The organism is Arthrobacter sp. ov407, from assembly GCF_900102895.1.
In the GTDB taxonomy this organism is placed as follows: Bacteria; Actinomycetota; Actinomycetes; order Actinomycetales; family Micrococcaceae; genus Arthrobacter.
The window spans coordinates 106,701-125,055 of the sequence record NZ_FNGD01000001.1 but is presented as its reverse complement, the minus strand read 5'-3'; the positions used below and the strand labels follow the sequence as shown (position 1 = coordinate 125,055).

Here is an 18,355-nt window from a genome sequence, read left to right as displayed (position 1 = left end):
CAGACCCTACCTGTTGCGGTTGCTCGGATAAACATAAAGGATGTGCCCATGCGCGGAATCATTCTGGCCGGGGGAACCGGATCACGGCTGCATCCAATTACTTTCGGCATCAGCAAACAACTGGTTCCGGTCTATGACAAACCTATGATCTACTATCCACTTTCCACCCTTATCCTGGCCGGAATTAGGGACATCCTAGTTATCACTGCCCCGCAAGATTCCGACCCGTTCCGTCGGCTACTCGGGGACGGCTCGCAATTTGGGGTTTGCATCACCTACAAAGTCCAGCCCGCTCCGGATGGGCTCGCCCAGGCCTTCATCCTCGGCGAAGAGCACGTCGGCAACGATTCGGTGGCCCTGGTCCTCGGTGACAACATCTTCTACGGCCCAGGGATGGGAACACAGCTCGGCCAGTACACGGACGTCGACGGAGGCTCAGTTTTTGGCTACTGGGTCCAGAATCCTGGGGCCTACGGCGTCGTCGAGTTCGACGATGCCGGCCGCGTGCTGACGCTGGAAGAGAAACCCCTGACACCCAAGAGCAACTACGCCGTGCCCGGACTCTATTTCTACGACAATGACGTTGTCGAAATTGCACGCGAACTGAAACCCTCGCCCCGCGGCGAGCTGGAAATCACGGATGTGAACAAGGCATATTTGGGCCTGGATAAACTTCACGTCGAGGTCCTCCCCCGCGGCACAGCCTGGCTGGACACGGGCACGTTCGACGATCTCAATGACGCCTCAAATTTCGTTCGAACCGTCCAGAAACGCCAGGGATTGATTATCGGTGCGCCGGAGGAAATTTCGTGGCGGCTGGGGTTCCTCACTGACGACGAGCTGCGGGCCAGAGCTGAGCCCCTCGTGAAGAGCGGCTACGGACGGTATCTGCTGGATCTGCTGGCCCAGTAATCTGGCGGCGTGCTGCTGCCGAACAAGGACAGGGGCTCCTATAGATGTGGGGGCTTTGATCGCACGGATATTGTGCAACGCTAGTTGTATGGATCTGGAGGTGTCGCCCGCGCTCACGATTCCCGCGTCGGAACTCGGCTGGCGGTTCTCGCGTTCGTCCGGGCCAGGTGGTCAACACGTCAACACCTCGGACAGCCGCGTCGAACTTTTATGGAACGTCGCCGGCTCGGCGGCGCTTTCGGATGACCAACGCCTGATGCTGCTCACGCGTCTCGGTCAACGTCTCATCGCCGGGGTGATCACCGTGACCGCCTCCGAGCGGCGATCTCAGCTGCGCAACCGCGAGATCGCCCTGGCCAAGCTCTCCGCTCTCGTCGCAGAGGGTCTCGCTCCCGAAGCCGCCCGCCGCCGGGCGACCAAACCCACCCGGGGCTCGAACCGTCGGCGCCTCGCCGCAAAGGAACAGCGGTCAGCAACGAAACGGCAGCGGCAGCGGCCGTCAGCGGAGTAGCGCCGTCCGGCAGCTCCGTCCGGTCGACAATTTCCAACCCGGGCAGCGGAAGCGTGTAGATAGAAACTTGTTCGAGAGGCGACCTCGGCGCAGCTGGATTCTAGGCCGCCACCAGCCTTCGGACCCGGGGCACCGCGGCCGTTTCCGCCGGCGCCACGATGCTGAGCTGGCATTCTGACTGAAGCGGATCAATGGTGGCCGGCAGGTGATGGGTGGCTGAGCACTCGCGCAGCTGTTCGAGGGCCGCCGGTTCCACCACGGCGTGGCTGACATCCAACACCAGGTGGAGTCCTTCCCTCAGGTGGTTTGCCCGCTTGACCACCACGTACAAGGCTTGGAGGCTCCTCGCCGTCACATGTCCCTGCGCTGCTACTTCTGCCTGACCGCAATCGAGGTCAAGCCTGACAAGAACCCGGAGTTTGTGGTTCAAACGATTCCCCTGTTCGTGCATTTACCGCTTGGCCGCGACGCTGCGACCGCTTTGGCCGCCACGCTGCGACCGCACCCAGCCTAGGCAGGGAGTGTGACCCAGGCAACAGTGCGCTTCACATCCGGGAAACCGCGCGTTATGTGCGGGTTTGGTGGTGAAAAAGTCTTGATCGGCGGCCCCGGTGTGTTGTAAGGGAGGCCCCACGGCGACCATCCGGCACTTGGCACTGGTCCAGGCCGCGCCCCTCAATACTCCGGCGGGCTAGCCTGAGTACTGCGAGATAGACTCCGGGCACCAGGCCCGACCGACTCAGAGGAACACATGACACAGCCCTTCGACACTGCAGACCATGTCCCCGGGGCCGGATCCAGCGAGCGGCGGTCCGCGAGGAAACGCCGAGGCACCAAAGTGCTGATCGCCGTCGCCGTGGTGGTGGCTCTCGTCGCGATCGTGGCTGGCGGCTACCTCTTCAACCTCGCACGCACTTTCGACTCCGGTACCAGCAAGATTGACCAGGCCTTCCCGGAGGAGTCCACACGCCCGAAAAAGACGGACACCGCGATGAACATTCTGGTGATGGGCAGCGACAGCCGCGGCGCCACCGAGTCTGATGCCGCCAGCGGGACGCCCACCAACCAGCGCGCGGACACGCTGATGCTCATGCATATCCCGGCTGACCGCAAGAACATCTACACCATCTCCGTCATGCGCGACCTCTGGGTGGACATCCCCGGGCACGGCGAGGCGAAGATCAACGCGGCGCTGGCCCTTGGCGGCACGCCCCAAATGGTGCAGACCATCGAGTCGGTCTTCCAGCAGCGCATCGATCACGTGGCGATGATCGACTTCGAGGGTTTCAAGGGCCTCACGGACGCTCTGGGCGGAGTGAGCGTGAACATCAAAGTGCCATTCACCTCCGACGCGCTGCCGGGCCAGTCCTTCGCCCCTGGCCAGCACACCTTCGACGGAACGCAAGCCCTGGCCTTCGTGCGCGAACGGCACGCCTACGCCGACGGCGACTACCAGCGGGTCCGCAACCAGCAGGAGTTCCTGCGGGCCATCATCAAGAAGTCGATCGCCAGCCAGACACTAAGCAACCCGATCACGATCAACAACATGGTTGGCGCTGTCTCACCGTTCGTCACGGTCGACAAGTCCTTGGATTCGGGGGCCGTGGCGGGACTGGCCTTCGAACTCAAGGACATCCGGGCACAGAACACCGTCATGTTCACGCTGCCGACCGGGGGCATCGGAACGTCCACGGATGGCCAGTCGATCGTGCTGACCGACTCCAATGCCATCCACGACATCTCCGCGGCGATGGCCTCGGACACCCTGGGCGAGTACGTCGCGGCGAACAAGCTGGAGAACGGGAACTGAGTCCCGCCAAGTGAGGCGACAGGGGAGGTCCTTGGACCCATAGTCCGCGGCCGGCTGCAGTGGTAGCGTCCGTTCATGGAGAACGCTCCGGAGCCAGCAGCCGCGGCTTCCGCAGCGTCCCCGTCCACTCCCCCGTCCCCCGCGGCAGGCCGTCGTCGTCGGATCATTCCGCTCCTGGGAGCGCTGCTCGCGGTCGCCGTCGTCGCCGTCTCGGCGCACGTCCTCACCGGGCAGCGGACTGGGGGCCCGGCTCCGGGCGCAGGCACGGTACCGGCCGTCACCCCGGCTGGGAGGGCACCCAACCCCACGCCCTCGACGCCACCCAGCCCCACGCCCACGCCGGAACCACCCGCCGTCGCCCTCAACATCTTGTTGATCGGGAGCGACAGCCGGGTGAATGAGCGGGCGAAGGCGGCCGGCGGCACCACCTCCGATCAGCGCGGCGACGCCCTCGTGTTGATCCACCTCCCGGCGGACCGGCGGAACGTCTACGGCATCTCGATCATGCGTGACCTGTGGGTGGACATCCCCGGTTACGGAAGCGCGAAAGTGAATGCCGGACTTGAACTGGGCGGGCTCCCGCTGATGACGCGAACGGTGGAGGCGCTGCTAGGCCAGCACATCGACCACACGGTGATGCTGGATTTTCAGGGGTTCGCGGCCTTGACAGACGCGCTCGGCGGTATCGACGTCAACGTCAAGCACGCATTCACCAGCGCCACTGATGACAAGGTGTATTTTCGGGCCGGCGTGAACCGACTCAACGGGCTGCGGGCCCTGGCCTTTGTCCGCGAGCGCCATGCCTTCGCCGATGGCGACTACCAGCGGGTCCGGAACCAGCAGACTTTCCTGAAAGCCGTGATCACCAAGATGGCATCCGGAGGCAGCCTGACGGACCGCGACACCGTCCGCAAACTCCTCAAAACGGTGCTGCCGCACGTGACCTTGGACGCAAGCTTCACCCTCAAGTCGCTGGAAAACCTCGCCTTCAGCCTCCGCAAGACAGCGCCGGGACGCGGCGTGTTTTTCACACTGCCGACCGCCGGCATCGGGACCAGCCGGGACGGCCAGTCGATTGTCCTGCAGGACCCGGCCGCGACCGCCGCGCTCTCCGCCGCACTGGGCTCGGGAAAGCTGGCCGGGTACGTGGCGGCCAACAATCTGCAGAACGGCAATTGAGGCGCCGCTGTTCGGTACATTGGGTCCATGACCCAGACTCCCGCCCAGCCGTCCCCTCAGCCTCCCGTCGCCCGGAAAGTTCCCTCGGTGCGCACCCACCACGGCGACGCATTCGAGGACAACTACGAGTGGCTGCGGGACAAGGAATCCACAGAGGTCGTGGACCTGCTCAAGGCGGAAAACACCTACCAGGAGGCCGTGACCGCCCGCCAGGAGCCGCTGCGCGAGGCCATCTTCCAGGAAATCAAGGGCCGCACGCAGGAAACAGACCTCTCTGTCCCGAACCGCAAGGACGGCTGGTGGTATTACACCCGCTCGGTCGAGGGCAAGGAGTACGGCATCCACTGCCGGGTGCGCGGCCAGGACACCGGGGACCGCGTCGCGGACTGGACTCCCCCGGCTGTGGAGGCCGGCGTCGTCATCCCCGGCGAGGAAGTCCTGCTCGATGGCAACCTCGAGGCCGAGGGCAAGCCGTTCTTCGCCGTGGGCGGGGCCGCCACGACCATCGACGGCACCCTTTACGCCTACGCCGTGGACAACGCCGGAGACGAGCGCTTCACGCTGCGCATCAAGGACCTGCGCACCGGCGTGCTGCTGCCGGACGTGATCGAGAATGTCTTCTACGGCATCTCCTTCTCCCCCGACGGCAGCCGGATCTTCTATACCGTCGTGGACGATTCTTGGCGGCCGTACCAGGTGAAGTCCCACGTGCTCGGCACACCCGTCAGCGAGGACGCGGTCATCTACCAGGAGGACGACGTCGCCATGTGGCTCGGCTTCGAGCTCTCGGCCGACCGGCGCCACCTGGTGCTCAGCATCGGCTGCTCCGAGTTCAGCGAGACCCGCCTGCTGCGCTTTGATGACCTCGACGCCGGACTGCGCACCGTGATCTCCCGCGACGAGCGCATCCTGTACGAGGCCGAGCCGTTCCTGCTGGCGGACGCCTCGGGCCGGAGCCAGGAGCGGGTGCTGCTCACCCACAACAAGGACGCCATCAATTCCATGGTCTCGCTCGTGGACCCGGCGGAGTTCGCAAAGCCGCTCGCCGAGCAGAGCTGGGACACCGTCGTCGCCCATTCCGACCAGGTCCGGGTCAACGGCGCCGGGGTCACCTCCACCCACGCGGTGGTCTCCATCCGCAAGGACACCATCGAACGGGTCCAGGTCCTGCCCCTGGCCGGCCTGGGCACCCCGGAACAGGGCGCCGCGGTGGAACCTGCCTTTGACGAGGAGCTGTACACGGCCGGCGTCGCGGGCTCCGACTACGAGGCCCCCGTGATCCGGATGGGCTACACCTCCTACTTCACCCCGTCGCGGGTCTACGACTTCGTGCTGCCTACCCCGGAGCAACCGGGCGGTGAACTCCTGCTGCGCAAGGAGAGCCCGGTGCTGGGCGGCTACTCGCCGTCGGACTACGTCGCCACCCGGGAGTGGGCCACGGCCGCGGACGGGACGAAGATTCCGCTCTCGGTGCTCCGCCACGCCTCCGTCCGGCAAGATTCGACGGCGGCCGGCCTGGTGTACGGCTACGGCTCCTACGAAATGAGCATGGATCCGGGCTTCGGGATCCCCCGGCTGTCCCTGCTGGACCGGGGCATCGTGTTCGTGATCGCGCACATCCGCGGCGGCGGCGAGCTGGGCCGGCACTGGTACGACGACGGCAAGAAGCTGCACAAGAAGAACACGTTCACCGACTTCATCTCGGCCACGGACTGGCTCGCAGGATCCGGCTGGGTGGATCCGGGCCGGATCGCCGCGATGGGCGGCTCCGCCGGTGGCCTGCTGATGGGCGCGGTCGCCAACCTGGCGCCGGAAAAGTATGCGGCGATTGTTGCCGCCGTCCCGTTCGTGGACGCGCTGACCACCATCCTGGACCCCGAACTGCCGCTCTCGGCGCTGGAGTGGGAGGAATGGGGCAACCCGATCACGGACCCGGACGTGTACGCGTACATGAAGTCGTACACGCCGTACGAGAACGTCCGCGCCGTGGCGTACCCGAAGATCGCCGCGGTCACCAGCTTCAACGACACCCGGGTGCTCTACGTGGAGCCGGCCAAATGGGTGCAGCGGCTGCGCGAGGTGAACACCGGAAGCGAGCCGATTGTCATGAAGATCGAGATGGAAGGTGGCCACGGCGGCGCCTCGGGCCGGTACGTGCAGTGGCGCGAACGGGCCTGGGACTATGCGTTCGTCGCCGATTCCCTTGGCGCCACCGAACTGCGCCCGGGAGCCGGCGTGAAGTAGCCAAATGTCCCATCGATTGCTCCGCAACGGCCCTTTTGAGCGCCCATAAGGGCAGTTGCGGAGCAATCGACTGGGCGTCCGATACCCAATTAATGATCATCATGCTTACTATTGACCCGATGTTAGGCACATCGATGGAGAAACTGCTCACTGGGGGCAGCAGACACCGTGCCGGATATGGAGTTTGTTATGAGCGTTGAGCAGGGAATGACCCCGTTGACTGATGATGAGCTGATGGCGCAGGGCGGCACGGCCCTTCCGGACAAGGAGGTCGCCTCCGTCCTGGACCTGAACGCCGACCTGAACCTGGGGATCAGCGCCGCGGCCCCGATCGACCTCGGCATCGCGGCCAACGCCAACGTTGCCGCGCCGATTGATGCGGCTGCCTCGGCAAACGTGCTCTCTTTCGGGTCTGAGTCCCAGGCTCTCGCCGACCAGGGCACCATCATCAACCAGGGCATCACGGGCGACGCCACGGCAGACTCCACCCAGGACAGCGTTATCGATCAGGGCACCGGCGCGGATGCCGGGACTGCAGCGGATGCCGCCGCCACGGATCCGGCCGCAGCCGATCTCGGCAGCGCCGTACCTGCCGGCACGGCCGACGCAGGCGTCCTGCCCGATGGCACGGCCCCGGACTTGGGCGGCGCACTGCCGACGGACGTGGGCGCCGCGGCCGGCACCGCGGGTGCCCTCAGCGGCAACCTGCTCAACGTCGACGTGAACCTGGATGCCAACGCGGGCATCGCAGCACCCATCAATGGCGCAGTGGCTGCCAACGCCAACGTCGCCGCGCCGATCGATGCGGCCGTCGGCGCCAACATCGGCTCGATCGACAGCAACGCCTTCGCCGTCGCCCAGCAGGATGCCATCATCAACCAGGACATCCACGGCGACGCAACGGCGTCGGCTGACCAGCAGTCCGACCTGAAGCAGTAGCACCTAGATGAGCACTGTGCACGGAGGGCCGTCCTCGCCGGACGGCCCTCCGTTCCCTCCTGCCCCCGGCGGCGTCGGCTCTGCCGCCGATACTGCCGCCGGATCCGACGCCGGCACTGCCGGCGCGGCGTCGTCCGTGGCGGTCGGCGTGCAGCCGGTGCCGGTGCGGGCCGCCGGCGTCCAGCTGATCGGCGAGGCGAAGGGTTCCGGCTACAAGGAAGCCCCGTCCCTGGTCCGCCGCTCCGACGGCCAAACTATCCAGCTCACCCGCCTGCTGTACCTGGTGCTCGAGGCGATCGACGGCCAGCGGGGCCCGGAAGAAATCGCCGGGCACGTCAGCAACAGTTTCGGACGGCTTGTCAGTGCCGAGAACGTCCAGACGCTGATCACCTCCCAGCTCCTCCCGCTCGGACTCCTCCGGCTGGCGGACGGTTCCGAGCCCGCGGTGAAGAAATCGAACCCACTCCTGGGCATGCGCTTCCGGTACTCGGTGACCGATCCGGACCGCACCCGGAAGATCACGGCGCCGTTCGCCACGCTCTTCAACCCTTTGATCGTGGTGGCTGTGACCGCTGCCTTCCTGGTCGCGTGCTGGTGGGTGCTGATGGTCAAGGGGCTGGCATCGGCCACCCATGAAGCCTTCGCCAACCCCGGCCTGGTGCTGCTGATCCTAGTGGTCACGGTGCTCTCGGCCGGTTTCCATGAGTTCGGCCACGCCGCCGCCGCCCGCCGCGGCGGCGCCACCCCCGGCGCCATGGGCACGGGCCTGTACCTGATGTGGCCGGCGTTCTACACCGACGTCACCGATTCCTACCGGCTGGGGCGGGGCGGCCGGCTGCGCACCGACCTTGGCGGACTCTACTTCAACGCAATCGTGGCCGTCGCGATCATGGGCATCTGGTGGGCCACCGGCTTCGATGCGCTGCTGCTGGTGGTGGTTACCCAGATCCTGCAGATGGTCCGGCAGCTGATGCCGCTGGTCCGCTTTGACGGCTATCACATCCTGGCCGACGCTACCGGCGTCCCGGACCTGTTCCAGCGCATCAAGCCCACCCTGCTGGCGTTGGTGCCGTGGCGCAAGACAGATCCCGAAGCCAGGCTCCTGAAGCCCTGGGCGCGGGCCGTGGTCACCATCTGGGTGCTGGTCACGGTTCCCCTGCTGCTCTTCAGCATGGCCACCATGGTGCTGACCCTGCCGCGCGTCCTGGGCACCGCCTGGGCCAACGGCCTGAAGCAGCAGGCCATGCTCTCCCACAGCCTCGCCGCAGGGGACGTCGCCGACGCCGCCGTGCGGGTGATCGCCATCGCCTGCCTGGCACTGCCGGTGCTGGGCATCCTGTACATCCTGCTGCGCCTGGTCCGCCAGTTGGCCACCGGGCTGTGGCAGAAGACCCGCGGCAAGGCCCTGCAGCGCGCCACCGCAATCGTTGCGATCGCGGCCGTTACGGCCGGCCTCGCCTGGGCCTGGTGGCCCGGCGCCGAGACCTACCGTCCGGTCCAGCCCTACGAGCGCGGCACCCTCGCCGACGCCACCACGGCAGTCTTCCCGGCCACCGTCACCGGCCAGATGGCGGAGGGCCAGTCGGGCAAAACCGTTGTCCTGTGGCCCGAGGGCGCCCGGAAGCCCACCCGCGACGAGCCGCAGCTGAGCATGGTTCTGGTGCCCCGGCAGGCAGCCACAGCCGGCTCGGCAGGCACAGCGGGCACCGCGGCTCCGGCTGCCCCTTCTTGGGTGTTCCCCTTCGACAGGCCGGCCGCTCCGGAGGAGGACGGCAACCAGTCCCTCGCGGTCAACACCACAGACGGTTCCGTGGTCTACGACGTCGCCTTCGCCCTGGTCTGGGCGGACGACGGCGACACCGTGGACACCAAGAACGAGGCGTACGCCTTTGCCAGCTGCGCGGACTGCGCCGCCGTGGCGGTGGGCTTCCAGGTGGTCCTGATTGTGGGTCAGACCGATGTGATCGTCCCGGAAAACCTCTCGGCGGCGGCCAATTACAACTGCCTCCGCTGCCTGACCTACGCCCTGGCGAGCCAACTGGTGCTCACCCTCGACGGGCCCCTGAGCAGCGACGGCATGGCCAAGCTCAACGCGCTGTGGCAGGAGATCGCGGCCTACGGCAAGGACCTGCAGAACCAGCCGCTCTCGGAGATCCAGGGCCGGCTCAGCGCGTACAAGGAACAGATCATGGCGATCATCAAGGCCGACCCCAGTGTCACCCCGGCCGGGAAGGCCGGCACAGCCCCGACGTCGGGTGCAACGTCTGGCGCCACGCCGGGCGCAACTCCCGGCAGCACGCAGGCCCCGTCACCGGGCGCCGGCGGGACCACGGCGCCGGCCGGCACGGCTGCAGCCCCGGCGCCGGCACCTTCAGAGCCCGCACAGACAGGGCAGCCCGGGGGCACCGGTACGGAACCGGCGACTGCACCGACTTCCACGCCGGACACGGCCTCACCCGTCCCGACCGCTACTGCGCCTCCCGCTCCCTAGCCCTGGCGTCCGGCCGGGCCCGCGCCTGACACCGCGCTGGCATACGGATGGTGGCGCTCCATCCCAGTTGCTTGCCGCCGGAACCGATTCCGGGCCCGTGGAGCCCCGGGATTCCTGGGGTCCGGGTGGTCCGGGCAGAAGCAACTGGGCGGGAGCGTCGCCCGGACGGACTTGCCCGAGTTCAACCGCGGGGCCCGGCTAGCGGGCCTTCCATTCATCCGCGAGGATGGCGTACACCACTTCCGTGGCCCATTCGCCCTTGTAGTGCCACTTGTCCACCTGCCGTGATTCCAGGCGCATGCCGAGCCGTTCACAGAGCGCCGCCGAGTCCGTGTTCAGGGCATCGAGCTTGGCGTCGATCCGGTGGAAGCCCAGGTCCTCAAAACCGAGCTTGAGCAGGGCCCGGGCGGCCTCGCTCGCGATGCCCCGTCCCCGCGCTTCCGGGGCCAGGCTCCAGCCGATTTCGGCCTGCCCGCACCCCTCCAGCCACTTCAGCACCACCTCGCCGAGCAGCCCGGGTGAGTCCGCGGCCTCGATGGCAAGGGCCACCCAGTCGCCCTCCTTCTCGAACTCGAAGTTGGCGTACCGTCCCACCGTTTCCATCGATTGGGTGTAACTCTTGGCCTCGCGGGGCAGGAACCGGGCGGTTTCCGGGACCGAGTGGTAGGCATGGAAGGCATCGAGGTCGGAGGCTTCAAAGCGCCGCAGCACTAGCCGTTCGGTGCGGATGGGCAGCGGAGGGAGGGGCTTGGGTTCGGTCATGCCTCCAACGCTACCCATCGACTGCTCCGTAAGCGCCGTTTTGGGCCGCCATAAGGGCGGTTACGGAGCAACCGATGCCTGGGCGACGGCGGCGGCCGTCGCCTCGGCGATGGCCCGCTCCTCGTCGGTGGGGACCACCAGGACAGGCAGGGCCGACGTCGGCGTGGAGATGACCCGGGGTTCCTTGGACCGCTCCCGGTTCAGCCCGGCGTCGAGTTCGACGCCGAGGGCACCGAGCCGCTGCGCCACCAGATTCCGGAACTGGTGCGAGTTCTCGCCGATCCCGGCCGTGAACACGAGGGCCTTCGCGCCGCCAACGGCCACGTGGTAACCGCCGATGTACTTCGCGAGCCGGTAGGACGCGACCGCCAGGGCCATGGCCGCCTTGGCGTCCCCGGCTTCCGCGGCCTCCACCACCGAGCGCATGTCGTTGTTTCCGGCCAGGCCCTTAAGCCCGGACTGCCGGTTCAGCATCGAATCCAGGTCCTCGGGAGACCAACCGGTCCGGGCCAGGAAGACCAGGATGGACGGATCGAGGTCGCCGGAGCGGGTTCCCATGACGAGGCCCTCGAGGGGCGTGAATCCCATGGAGGTGTCGATTGACTGGCCGCCGCGGATCGCCGTGACCGAGGCGCCGTTCCCCAGGTGGGCGATGACGGCGTCGAACTCCTCGACCGGAACATCCAGCAGCGCCGCCGCCCGGTGCGCCACGTACTCGTGCGAGGTGCCGTGGAACCCGTAGCGGCGGATCCCGTGGTTCGTGTAGAGCTCGTCCGGCACCGCATAACGCCAGGCGTGCTCGGGCAGGGTGCGGTGGAAGGCGGTGTCGAACACGGCCACCTGCGGCAGCTCGGGCCACTTCTTCGAGATCGCGCGGATGCCAAGGACGTTGGCGGGGTTGTGCAGCGGCGCGAGCGGGTTCAGCCGTTCAATGGCCCGGGTGATCTCGTTGTTGACCAGCACCGGCTCGGCGAAGCGCTCCCCGCCGTGCACCACGCGGTGGCCCACGGCATCCAGCACGCGGTCCCCCAAGGCCGCGTGGATGGCCGCGTCCACCTGCTCCAGCGCCTCGGCGTGGTCGCGGGGGCCTTCGATCTGGCCGTCGCCCTCACCGCCGGCACCCATGCCGATCTTCTCGACCAGGCCTTCGGTGAGCACGCTGCCGGCCTCGACGTCGCGCACCTGGTACTTGAGCGAGGACGAACCGGAGTTGATGACGAGCACGAGCATGGGGCCTCCTAAGCCTTGGCTTCGACGCTTACCCGGAGGGTGCGTCGGGACTGGCATCACGCCGGAGCCTGGCGGAGCGCTCCGTGGGTTCCACTATAAATTGCCGGACTGGCAAGGACGCCCATCCGTTGCGAAAGCCGCGGCAGGCGCCTAGAGTCGGCGGACCAACTGGACAACTCACGAAGGGATTTCCATGACTGACGACGCGACCCAGCCAGACAGCACCGAGCCGGCCAGCACCGAGCCGGCCAGCGGGTCCGGTAAGCCGGATCCCACCGGCGTCGAAGGCGCGAATCCGGCCCTGGACGACACGGGAAAGTTCAAGGCCGCCGAGGTCGGAGAAGCCGCCGAGGCCCCCGAGGATCTGCAGGACCTGGATCTCACGCCGGCGGGCCTGGCCGATGAGCCCGCCAAGCAGGAAGATCCCGACAACCTGGCGAAGCCGGAGAACAGCTGACGGAAAACAGCTGACCGGGCAACAGCTGACTAGGCATGGGCAGCCGCGGGTGCCGGCTCGGTGGCCGGCTCCACGGACTGCGCCTGGACGGCGGTGATGGCCACCGTGTTCACGATGTCCTCCACGGTGCAGCCGCGGGAGAGGTCGTTCACCGGTTTGCGGAGTCCCTGCAGGACGGGCCCCACGGCGACCGCCCCCGAGGACTGCTGCACGGCCTTGTAGGTGTTGTTGCCGGTGTTGAGGTCCGGGAAGATGAACACGGTGGCCTGCCCGGCGACGGACGAGCCGGGCATCTTGGACTGCGCGATGGCGGCATCCACGGCGGCGTCGTACTGGATGGGGCCTTCGACGGCAAGGTCTGGGCGGCGGGTCTTCACGGCTTCGGTGGCCTGCCGGACTTTGTCCACTGCCTCCCCGGTCCCCGACCCGCCGGTGGAGTAGGACAGCATCGCCACGCGCGGCTCCACGCCGAACTGGGCTGCGGTCTCGGCCGAGGCCAGCGCGATGTCCGCGAGTTGCTCCGCGTTCGGGTCAGGATTGACCGCACAGTCGCCGTAGACCAGCACCCGGTCCGGCATCAGCATGAGGAACACCGAAGAGACGATTTTCACGCCGTCGCGCGTCTTTACGAACTCCAGCGCGGGACGGATCGTGTGGGCGGTGGTGTGCGCAGCGCCGGACACCATGCCGTCCACCACGCCCAGCTGCACCATCATGGTGCCGAAGTAGCTGCCATCCAGCATGACTTCCAGCGCCCGGGCGAGGTCCACTCCCTTGTGCGCCCGCAGCTGCGCGTACTTCTCCGCAAACCGCTGGCGCAGCTCCGACGTCGCGGGGTCCACGATGCTCATGCCCGAGAGGTCGATGCCCTGGGTGGACGCCAGCTCGCGGACCGCCGACTCGTTGCCCAGGATGGTGAGCTCGCAGACGTCCCGCCGGTGCAAAATCTCGGCGGCACGCAGGATCCGGACGTCGGTCCCCTCCGGCAGGACGATGTGCCGGCGCTGCAGCCGGGCCCGCTCAATGAGGTCGTGCAGGAACCGCAGCGGTGTCATCCGTTCCGGCCGCGGCAGGTGCAGCCGCTCCAGCAGCTCCGTTTCGTCCACCTGCTTGGCCCAGAGCCCCAGGGCGGAGGCGATCTTGCGGCGGTGCCCGGACCAGATCTCGCTCCGGACCTCGGAGACGCGTTTGGCGGTGACATAGGTGTCGTCGGGAGCGGTGAAAATCGGGAACGGCGCCTGCGCCAGGAGCGAATAGATGGTCGGGTCCGGGGCCAGGCCTCCGGTGAGGATCAGGGCCGACGGCACCGGGAACTCCGGCGAGAACGACGACGCCAGGCAGGCCACGAGCACGTCCGCCCGGTCTCCGGGGACAATCACCAGAGCGCCGTCGTTGAGCACGTGCAGGAAGTTAGCGACGTTCATCGCCGCGACCTTAATGGAACGGACATCGCGTTCCAGGTCCGGGAGGCCGGCAACCTGGCCGAGGCCCAGGGCCGATGCGACCTCGCCGGTGGTGGGCCGGGCGATGTCCTCGAGCTCCGGGAGGACGTAGACCGGCCGGCCGGACGCGCCGGGCTTCACCGCGGCGGCGACGGCCTCGAGGTCTTCCGGGTCGGCACGGTTGACCATGATCGCCAGGAGTTCGCAGCGCTCCGCGAGGAGCTCCTTGCGGGCCACCTCGACGGCGTCCGCGGCCTCCGGGGCGGTGAGGCCTTTGGCCCCCACCACGGCGACGACGGGGGCGGCCAGGTTGTTGGCGAGCCGGGCGTTGAGGTCAAATTCGACGGCGGCGTCCTGGCCGGTCAGGTCGGTTCCCTCGACGATCACGACGTCGCAGTGCCGGGACAATTCGGCGAAGATTTCGACGCAGCGGGAGTTGATTTCCTCGCGCTTTCCTTCGGCCAGGAGGCTGCGGACCTCGGCGAACGTCAGGCCGCCGCGGCAGCGCTGATCGTCAAGATCAAACCGGGCCTTCATCAGTGCCACCATCGGGTCCGAGGCGGCGTCGTTGCCGTGAACCACAGGCTTGAAGAAGCCGATGCGGTCCGCGTGCCGGTGCAGCGTGTCCGCTAGCCCCAGCGCTATGAGCGACTTCCCGGATCCCGGTGTGGTCGCGCTGACATAGATTCCCTTGGCCATGTGTCCCAGCATACTTACACCCCTTGACAGCGGGCACCCACATGGGATTACCTAATGAACATTCGGTAAATAAAGCTGGAGGCAACGAGGCATGGCTGAACTGACGATTTCCGGTGACACCCACCCCATCCTTAAAGACGACTACGCCTCCGAATGGATGGGCATCGAAGTTCTCGCACTGGACGACGGACATGCCACGATCCGGATGACGCTCCGGCAGGAAATGCTCAATGGATTCGGCATGGCCCACGGCGGAATGATCTTCGCCTTCGGCGACACTGCTTTCGCCTTGGCCTGCAACCCGGCCAGCCCGAGCCCGGCCGACGAGGGCAACATCACCGTGGCCTCCGGCGTCGACATCAACTTCCTCAAGCCAGCCTTCCGCGGCCAGGTCCTGACCGCCGTCGCCAACCGCCGCGCCAGCACCGGGCGCAGCGGTCTGTACGACATCCAGATCTACGCCGCCGATCCCGGCGCGGGCACTCCGACGGCGGCATCTGCCGGCTCGGTTCCCGCCGCTACGGTCCCGGGCGAACTCCCCGCCGACATCGCCGCCGATGCCCCTGCGGTGGAACTCATCGCCGAGTTCCGCGGCCGCAGCCGCACGATCTCCAAGAAATAGAAACAGGGAACCACAGATGACCCAAGAAACTGCCGCCGCCACTACCGACGCTGTCCTGGACCGCGAGGAAACCATCTCCCGCGACGAGCTTGAGGCGCTCCAGCTCAGCCGCCTGCAGCACACGGTGGCCTACGCCTATGACCGCGTCCCCCTGTACAAGCGCAAGTTCGACGAGGCCGGCGTCCACCCGACGGACCTGCGTGAGCTCTCCGACCTCGCCAAGTTCCCCTTCACCACCAAGGAGGACCTCCGGCTCGAGTACCCCTTCGGCATGTTCGCCGTGCCGCAGCACGAGGTCGCGCGGATCCACGCCAGCTCCGGCACCACGGGCCGCGCCACCGTGGTGGGCTACACGAAGAAGGACCTCGCCGACTGGGCAAAGCTTGTGGCCCGCTCGCTGCGGGCCTCCGGCGTCCGGCCGGGCATGAAGGTGCACAACGCGTACGGCTACGGCCTGTTCACCGGCGGCATGGGCGCCCACGCCGGCGCCGAGGCCCTCGGCTGCACCGTCATCCCGATCTCCGGCGGCCAGACCGAGCGCCAGATCACGCTCATCCAGGACTTCAAGCCCGACGCCATCCTGGCCACCCCCACGTACCTGCTGACCATCGCCGACGCGATGATCAAGCAGGGCATCGACCCGGCCTCCACGTCACTGAAGTACGCGGTCCTGGGCGCCGAGCCGTGGACCGAGGAAATGCGGCACGAGCTCGAGACCACCATGAACCTCAAGGCCTGCGACATCTACGGCCTCTCCGAGGTCATGGGCCCGGGCGTCGCCGGCGAATGCGTGGAAACGCAGGACGGCAGCCACATCTGGGAGGACCACTTCCGCCCCGAAATCATCGATGCCTTCGACCCCACGGTGGTGCTGGGCGACGGCGAACCGGGCGAGCTCGTCTTCACCTCGCTCACCAAGGAAGCGCTGCCGATCATCCGGTACCGCACCAAGGACCTCACCCGGCTGCTGCCGGGCACCGCGCGCCCGGCGCACCGCCGCATGGGCCGCATCACCGGCCGCAGCGACGACATGATCATCCTGCGCGGCGTGAACCTGTTCCCGTCCCAGATCGAGGAGATCGCCCTGCGCATCCCCGAGCTCAGCCCGCACTTCCAGCTGGAACTGACCCGGCCCGAGGGCACGCGCATGGACCAGCTGACCGTCAAGATCGAACGCCGCGACGCCGTCACGATCGAGGGCGCCGCGTCCGCCGCCAAGGCACTGCAGCAGCAGATTAAGATCCACGTCGGCTCCTCCTGCACGGTCGACGTCGTCGAGCCCGGCTCGCTGGAGCGGTCCAACGGCAAGCTGCGGCGGATCTACGACATGCGCCCCAAGGGCTGAGTGAGAACCCGATCGTGAGAAACTAGCCACTATGCCCAGCACAACAACCACCACCAAGCGCGGCCGCCCCGGCTATGACCAGCAGTCGGTGCTGGTGATCGCCGTCGACGTCTTCAACCGCCACGGCTACGATGCCACCTCGATGGGCATCCTTGCCGAGAACCTGGGCATCTCCAAGTCCGCGATCTACCACCACGTACCGTCCAAGGGCGACCTGCTGAAGCTCGCCCTGGACCATGCCCTCGGCGGGCTCGAGGCGATCCTGGACCAGCCCGGGGCCACTGCCGGTTCGGCCGATGCCCGGCTCGAGTTCGTGGTCCGCCAGACCATCTCGGTGCTGGTGGAGCGGCTGCCCTTCGTGACGCTGCTGCTGCGCCTGCGCGGGAACACGGAGATCGAACGGGACGCGCTGGAACGGCGCCGCACCTTCGACCACAAGGTCGCCGCCCTGATTTCCGAGGCCCGGGATGAGGGCACGCTCCGCCAGGACATCGACCCCCGCACCGTCACCCGTCTGCTGTTCGGCACCATCAACTCGATCGTCGAGTGGTACAAGCCCGGCGGCTCGCTGTCGCCGGAAAAGCTGGCCGACGACGTCATCACCATGGCGTTCCACGGCCTCCACGTCCCCAACTAGGCGGGCCCTTCCCCGCCTCCGCTGTCATTGACGGCACCTCATTGACGGCGTCATTGACGGCGTCATTTGACGGCACAGGGCGCTGGGTCCACGCTGTGAGGATGGCCACCAGACTATCGAAGGTGCTCATGGGCGCCTTCCCCGAGCTGCGCTACGAGCCCACCGCCAAAAGGGTCCGTGCAAGTGTCGGCGGAAACGTCGTCGTCGATACGGTGCAGGCCTGGCTGGTTTGGGAACCGCGGCGGATCACCCCCATCTTTGCCGTGCCGGAGCAGGAACTGTTGGCGGAGCTCGCCCCACCGGCCCTGCCGGCGGCTTCTGTCGAGGAGCACGCGGTCGCCGTTCGGCGAGGCGAGCCGCCGACGTCGCTCGACCCCCGAACGAAGTTTGGCAAGCACACCTGTGCCGGCGAGGAACTCGACGTCGTGACGGCGGGGGCAACGGTTCCCCGGGCCGCCTTCCGGCCCGAGGACCCCGACCTGGCCGGTTACGTGGTGCTGGATTTCGCCGCTTTCGACTGGCTCGAGGACGATGAGGAGATCATCGGCCACCCGCGTGATCCGTTCCACCGCGTTGATATCCGCGCGTCGTCCAGGAACGTAGACGTGGCGCTCGACGGCGTGACGCTCGCCAAGACGCACAGCGCGCAGTTGCTCTACGAGACGCTGCTCCCGGTGCGGTACTACATCCCGCCGTCGGATGTGCGGCTGGACCTGATGGAGGAGAGCCCCAAGCGGACCGTCTGCCCCTACAAGGGCCAGGCCAGCTACTGGAGCTACCCGGGTTCCGGGCAGGGCGGGAACATCGCGTGGAGCTATGACAGGCGGTACCCCGATGCCGCCCAGATCCACGGACTCATCAGCTTCTTCAATGAGCGCCTCGACGTGAGCGTCGATGGCGTGCTCCAGCCCCGCCCCGTAACCCCTTGGTCCCGCCCGAGCCCTCCGGGGGCACTTTGACGGCCGCTGCACGCGTTTCGCCGACGAATGCCGGCGTGTCTGCGTCAATGTGCCCCCGCCCGGCCAGCGGCGGACCCGGGGCAGAGCCCGGACGGCGTCCGCCAAGGCCGTCCGAA

General features: G+C 67.3%; 16 protein-coding genes. 12 read left to right on the top strand and 4 right to left on the bottom strand.

The genetic code is table 11. The features are described from left to right. The first annotated feature begins 48 nt into the window (after positions 1-48). Positions 49-912, top strand: a complete 864-nt coding sequence (rfbA, locus tag BLS42_RS00575; RefSeq protein WP_090574853.1) for a glucose-1-phosphate thymidylyltransferase RfbA — start codon at positions 49-51, stop codon at positions 910-912. A gap of 88 nt (positions 913-1,000) precedes the next feature. Then, on the top strand, positions 1,001-1,423 hold the full coding sequence (gene arfB / locus BLS42_RS00570; protein WP_090574850.1) for an alternative ribosome rescue aminoacyl-tRNA hydrolase ArfB: 423 nt from the start codon (positions 1,001-1,003) through the stop codon (positions 1,421-1,423). Positions 1,424-1,523: 100 nt separating this feature from the next. On the opposite strand, the gene BLS42_RS00565 is transcribed toward arfB, so the two are convergent. Beyond that, positions 1,524-1,853: a hypothetical protein gene (locus BLS42_RS00565; protein WP_090574847.1), complete on the bottom strand. Its 330-nt coding sequence runs from the start codon at positions 1,851-1,853 to the stop codon at positions 1,524-1,526. Positions 1,854-2,174: 321 nt separating this feature from the next. Here BLS42_RS00565 and BLS42_RS00560 point away from each other — a divergent pair, with 321 nt between their 5' ends. The 5 genes from BLS42_RS00560 to BLS42_RS00540 all read left to right on the top strand — a co-directional run bounded on the left by BLS42_RS00560 (position 2,175) and on the right by BLS42_RS00540 (position 10,086). Next, positions 2,175-3,233 (top strand): LCP family protein, encoded by a 1,059-nt coding sequence (locus BLS42_RS00560; protein ID WP_090574844.1) that lies wholly within the window; start codon positions 2,175-2,177, stop codon positions 3,231-3,233. 75 nt (positions 3,234-3,308) lie between these two features. Next, positions 3,309-4,412, top strand: a complete 1,104-nt coding sequence (locus BLS42_RS00555; RefSeq protein WP_256336152.1) for an LCP family protein — start codon at positions 3,309-3,311, stop codon at positions 4,410-4,412. 27 nt (positions 4,413-4,439) lie between these two features. Continuing rightward, on the top strand, positions 4,440-6,656 hold the full coding sequence (locus BLS42_RS00550; RefSeq protein WP_090574840.1) for a S9 family peptidase: 2,217 nt from the start codon (positions 4,440-4,442) through the stop codon (positions 6,654-6,656). Positions 6,657-6,845: 189 nt separating this feature from the next. Further along, positions 6,846-7,595 (top strand): peptidoglycan-binding protein, encoded by a 750-nt coding sequence (locus BLS42_RS00545; protein WP_090574837.1) that lies wholly within the window; start codon positions 6,846-6,848, stop codon positions 7,593-7,595. A gap of 7 nt (positions 7,596-7,602) precedes the next feature. Next, positions 7,603-10,086 carry a hypothetical protein gene (locus BLS42_RS00540; RefSeq protein WP_090574834.1) on the top strand — a complete coding sequence of 828 codons (2,484 nt, stop codon included), beginning with the start codon at positions 7,603-7,605 and terminating at the stop codon, positions 10,084-10,086. A gap of 198 nt (positions 10,087-10,284) precedes the next feature. Here the strand turns inward: BLS42_RS00540 and BLS42_RS00535 are convergent, their stop codons facing one another. Together BLS42_RS00535 and BLS42_RS00530 are read right to left on the bottom strand one after the other, a co-directional pair. Continuing rightward, positions 10,285-10,848: a GNAT family N-acetyltransferase gene (locus BLS42_RS00535; RefSeq protein WP_090574831.1), complete on the bottom strand. Its 564-nt coding sequence runs from the start codon at positions 10,846-10,848 to the stop codon at positions 10,285-10,287. A gap of 60 nt (positions 10,849-10,908) precedes the next feature. Further along, positions 10,909-12,078 carry an acetate kinase gene (locus BLS42_RS00530; RefSeq protein ID WP_090574827.1) on the bottom strand — a complete coding sequence of 390 codons (1,170 nt, stop codon included), beginning with the start codon at positions 12,076-12,078 and terminating at the stop codon, positions 10,909-10,911. 193 nt (positions 12,079-12,271) lie between these two features. On the opposite strand from BLS42_RS00530, the gene BLS42_RS00525 reads away from it, so the two are divergent. Next, complete coding sequence (locus BLS42_RS00525) at positions 12,272-12,535, top strand: hypothetical protein (RefSeq protein WP_090574823.1); 264 nt, start codon at positions 12,272-12,274, stop codon at positions 12,533-12,535. 29 nt (positions 12,536-12,564) lie between these two features. On the opposite strand, the gene pta is transcribed toward BLS42_RS00525, so the two are convergent. Further along, a complete protein-coding gene (gene pta / locus BLS42_RS00520) occupies positions 12,565-14,676 on the bottom strand; it encodes a phosphate acetyltransferase (protein WP_090575999.1) in 2,112 nt (703 codons plus the stop codon). Between the two features lie 91 nt (positions 14,677-14,767). Between pta and BLS42_RS00515 the strand changes: the two genes are divergently transcribed. The 4 genes from BLS42_RS00515 (at position 14,768) to BLS42_RS00500 (ending at position 18,239) form a co-directional block, all read left to right on the top strand. Then, positions 14,768-15,298 (top strand): hotdog fold thioesterase, encoded by a 531-nt coding sequence (locus BLS42_RS00515; protein WP_090574817.1) that lies wholly within the window; start codon positions 14,768-14,770, stop codon positions 15,296-15,298. A gap of 16 nt (positions 15,299-15,314) precedes the next feature. Next, positions 15,315-16,643 carry a phenylacetate--CoA ligase PaaK gene (gene paaK, locus BLS42_RS00510; protein ID WP_090574814.1) on the top strand — a complete coding sequence of 443 codons (1,329 nt, stop codon included), beginning with the start codon at positions 15,315-15,317 and terminating at the stop codon, positions 16,641-16,643. Positions 16,644-16,674: 31 nt separating this feature from the next. Beyond that, complete coding sequence (locus tag BLS42_RS00505) at positions 16,675-17,280, top strand: TetR/AcrR family transcriptional regulator (RefSeq protein ID WP_090574811.1); 606 nt, start codon at positions 16,675-16,677, stop codon at positions 17,278-17,280. A 101-nt stretch (positions 17,281-17,381) separates the two neighbouring features. Further along, entirely contained in the window at positions 17,382-18,239 is an 858-nt protein-coding gene (locus BLS42_RS00500) for a DUF427 domain-containing protein (protein WP_090574808.1), read from the top strand. Positions 18,240-18,355 lie beyond the last annotated feature (116 nt).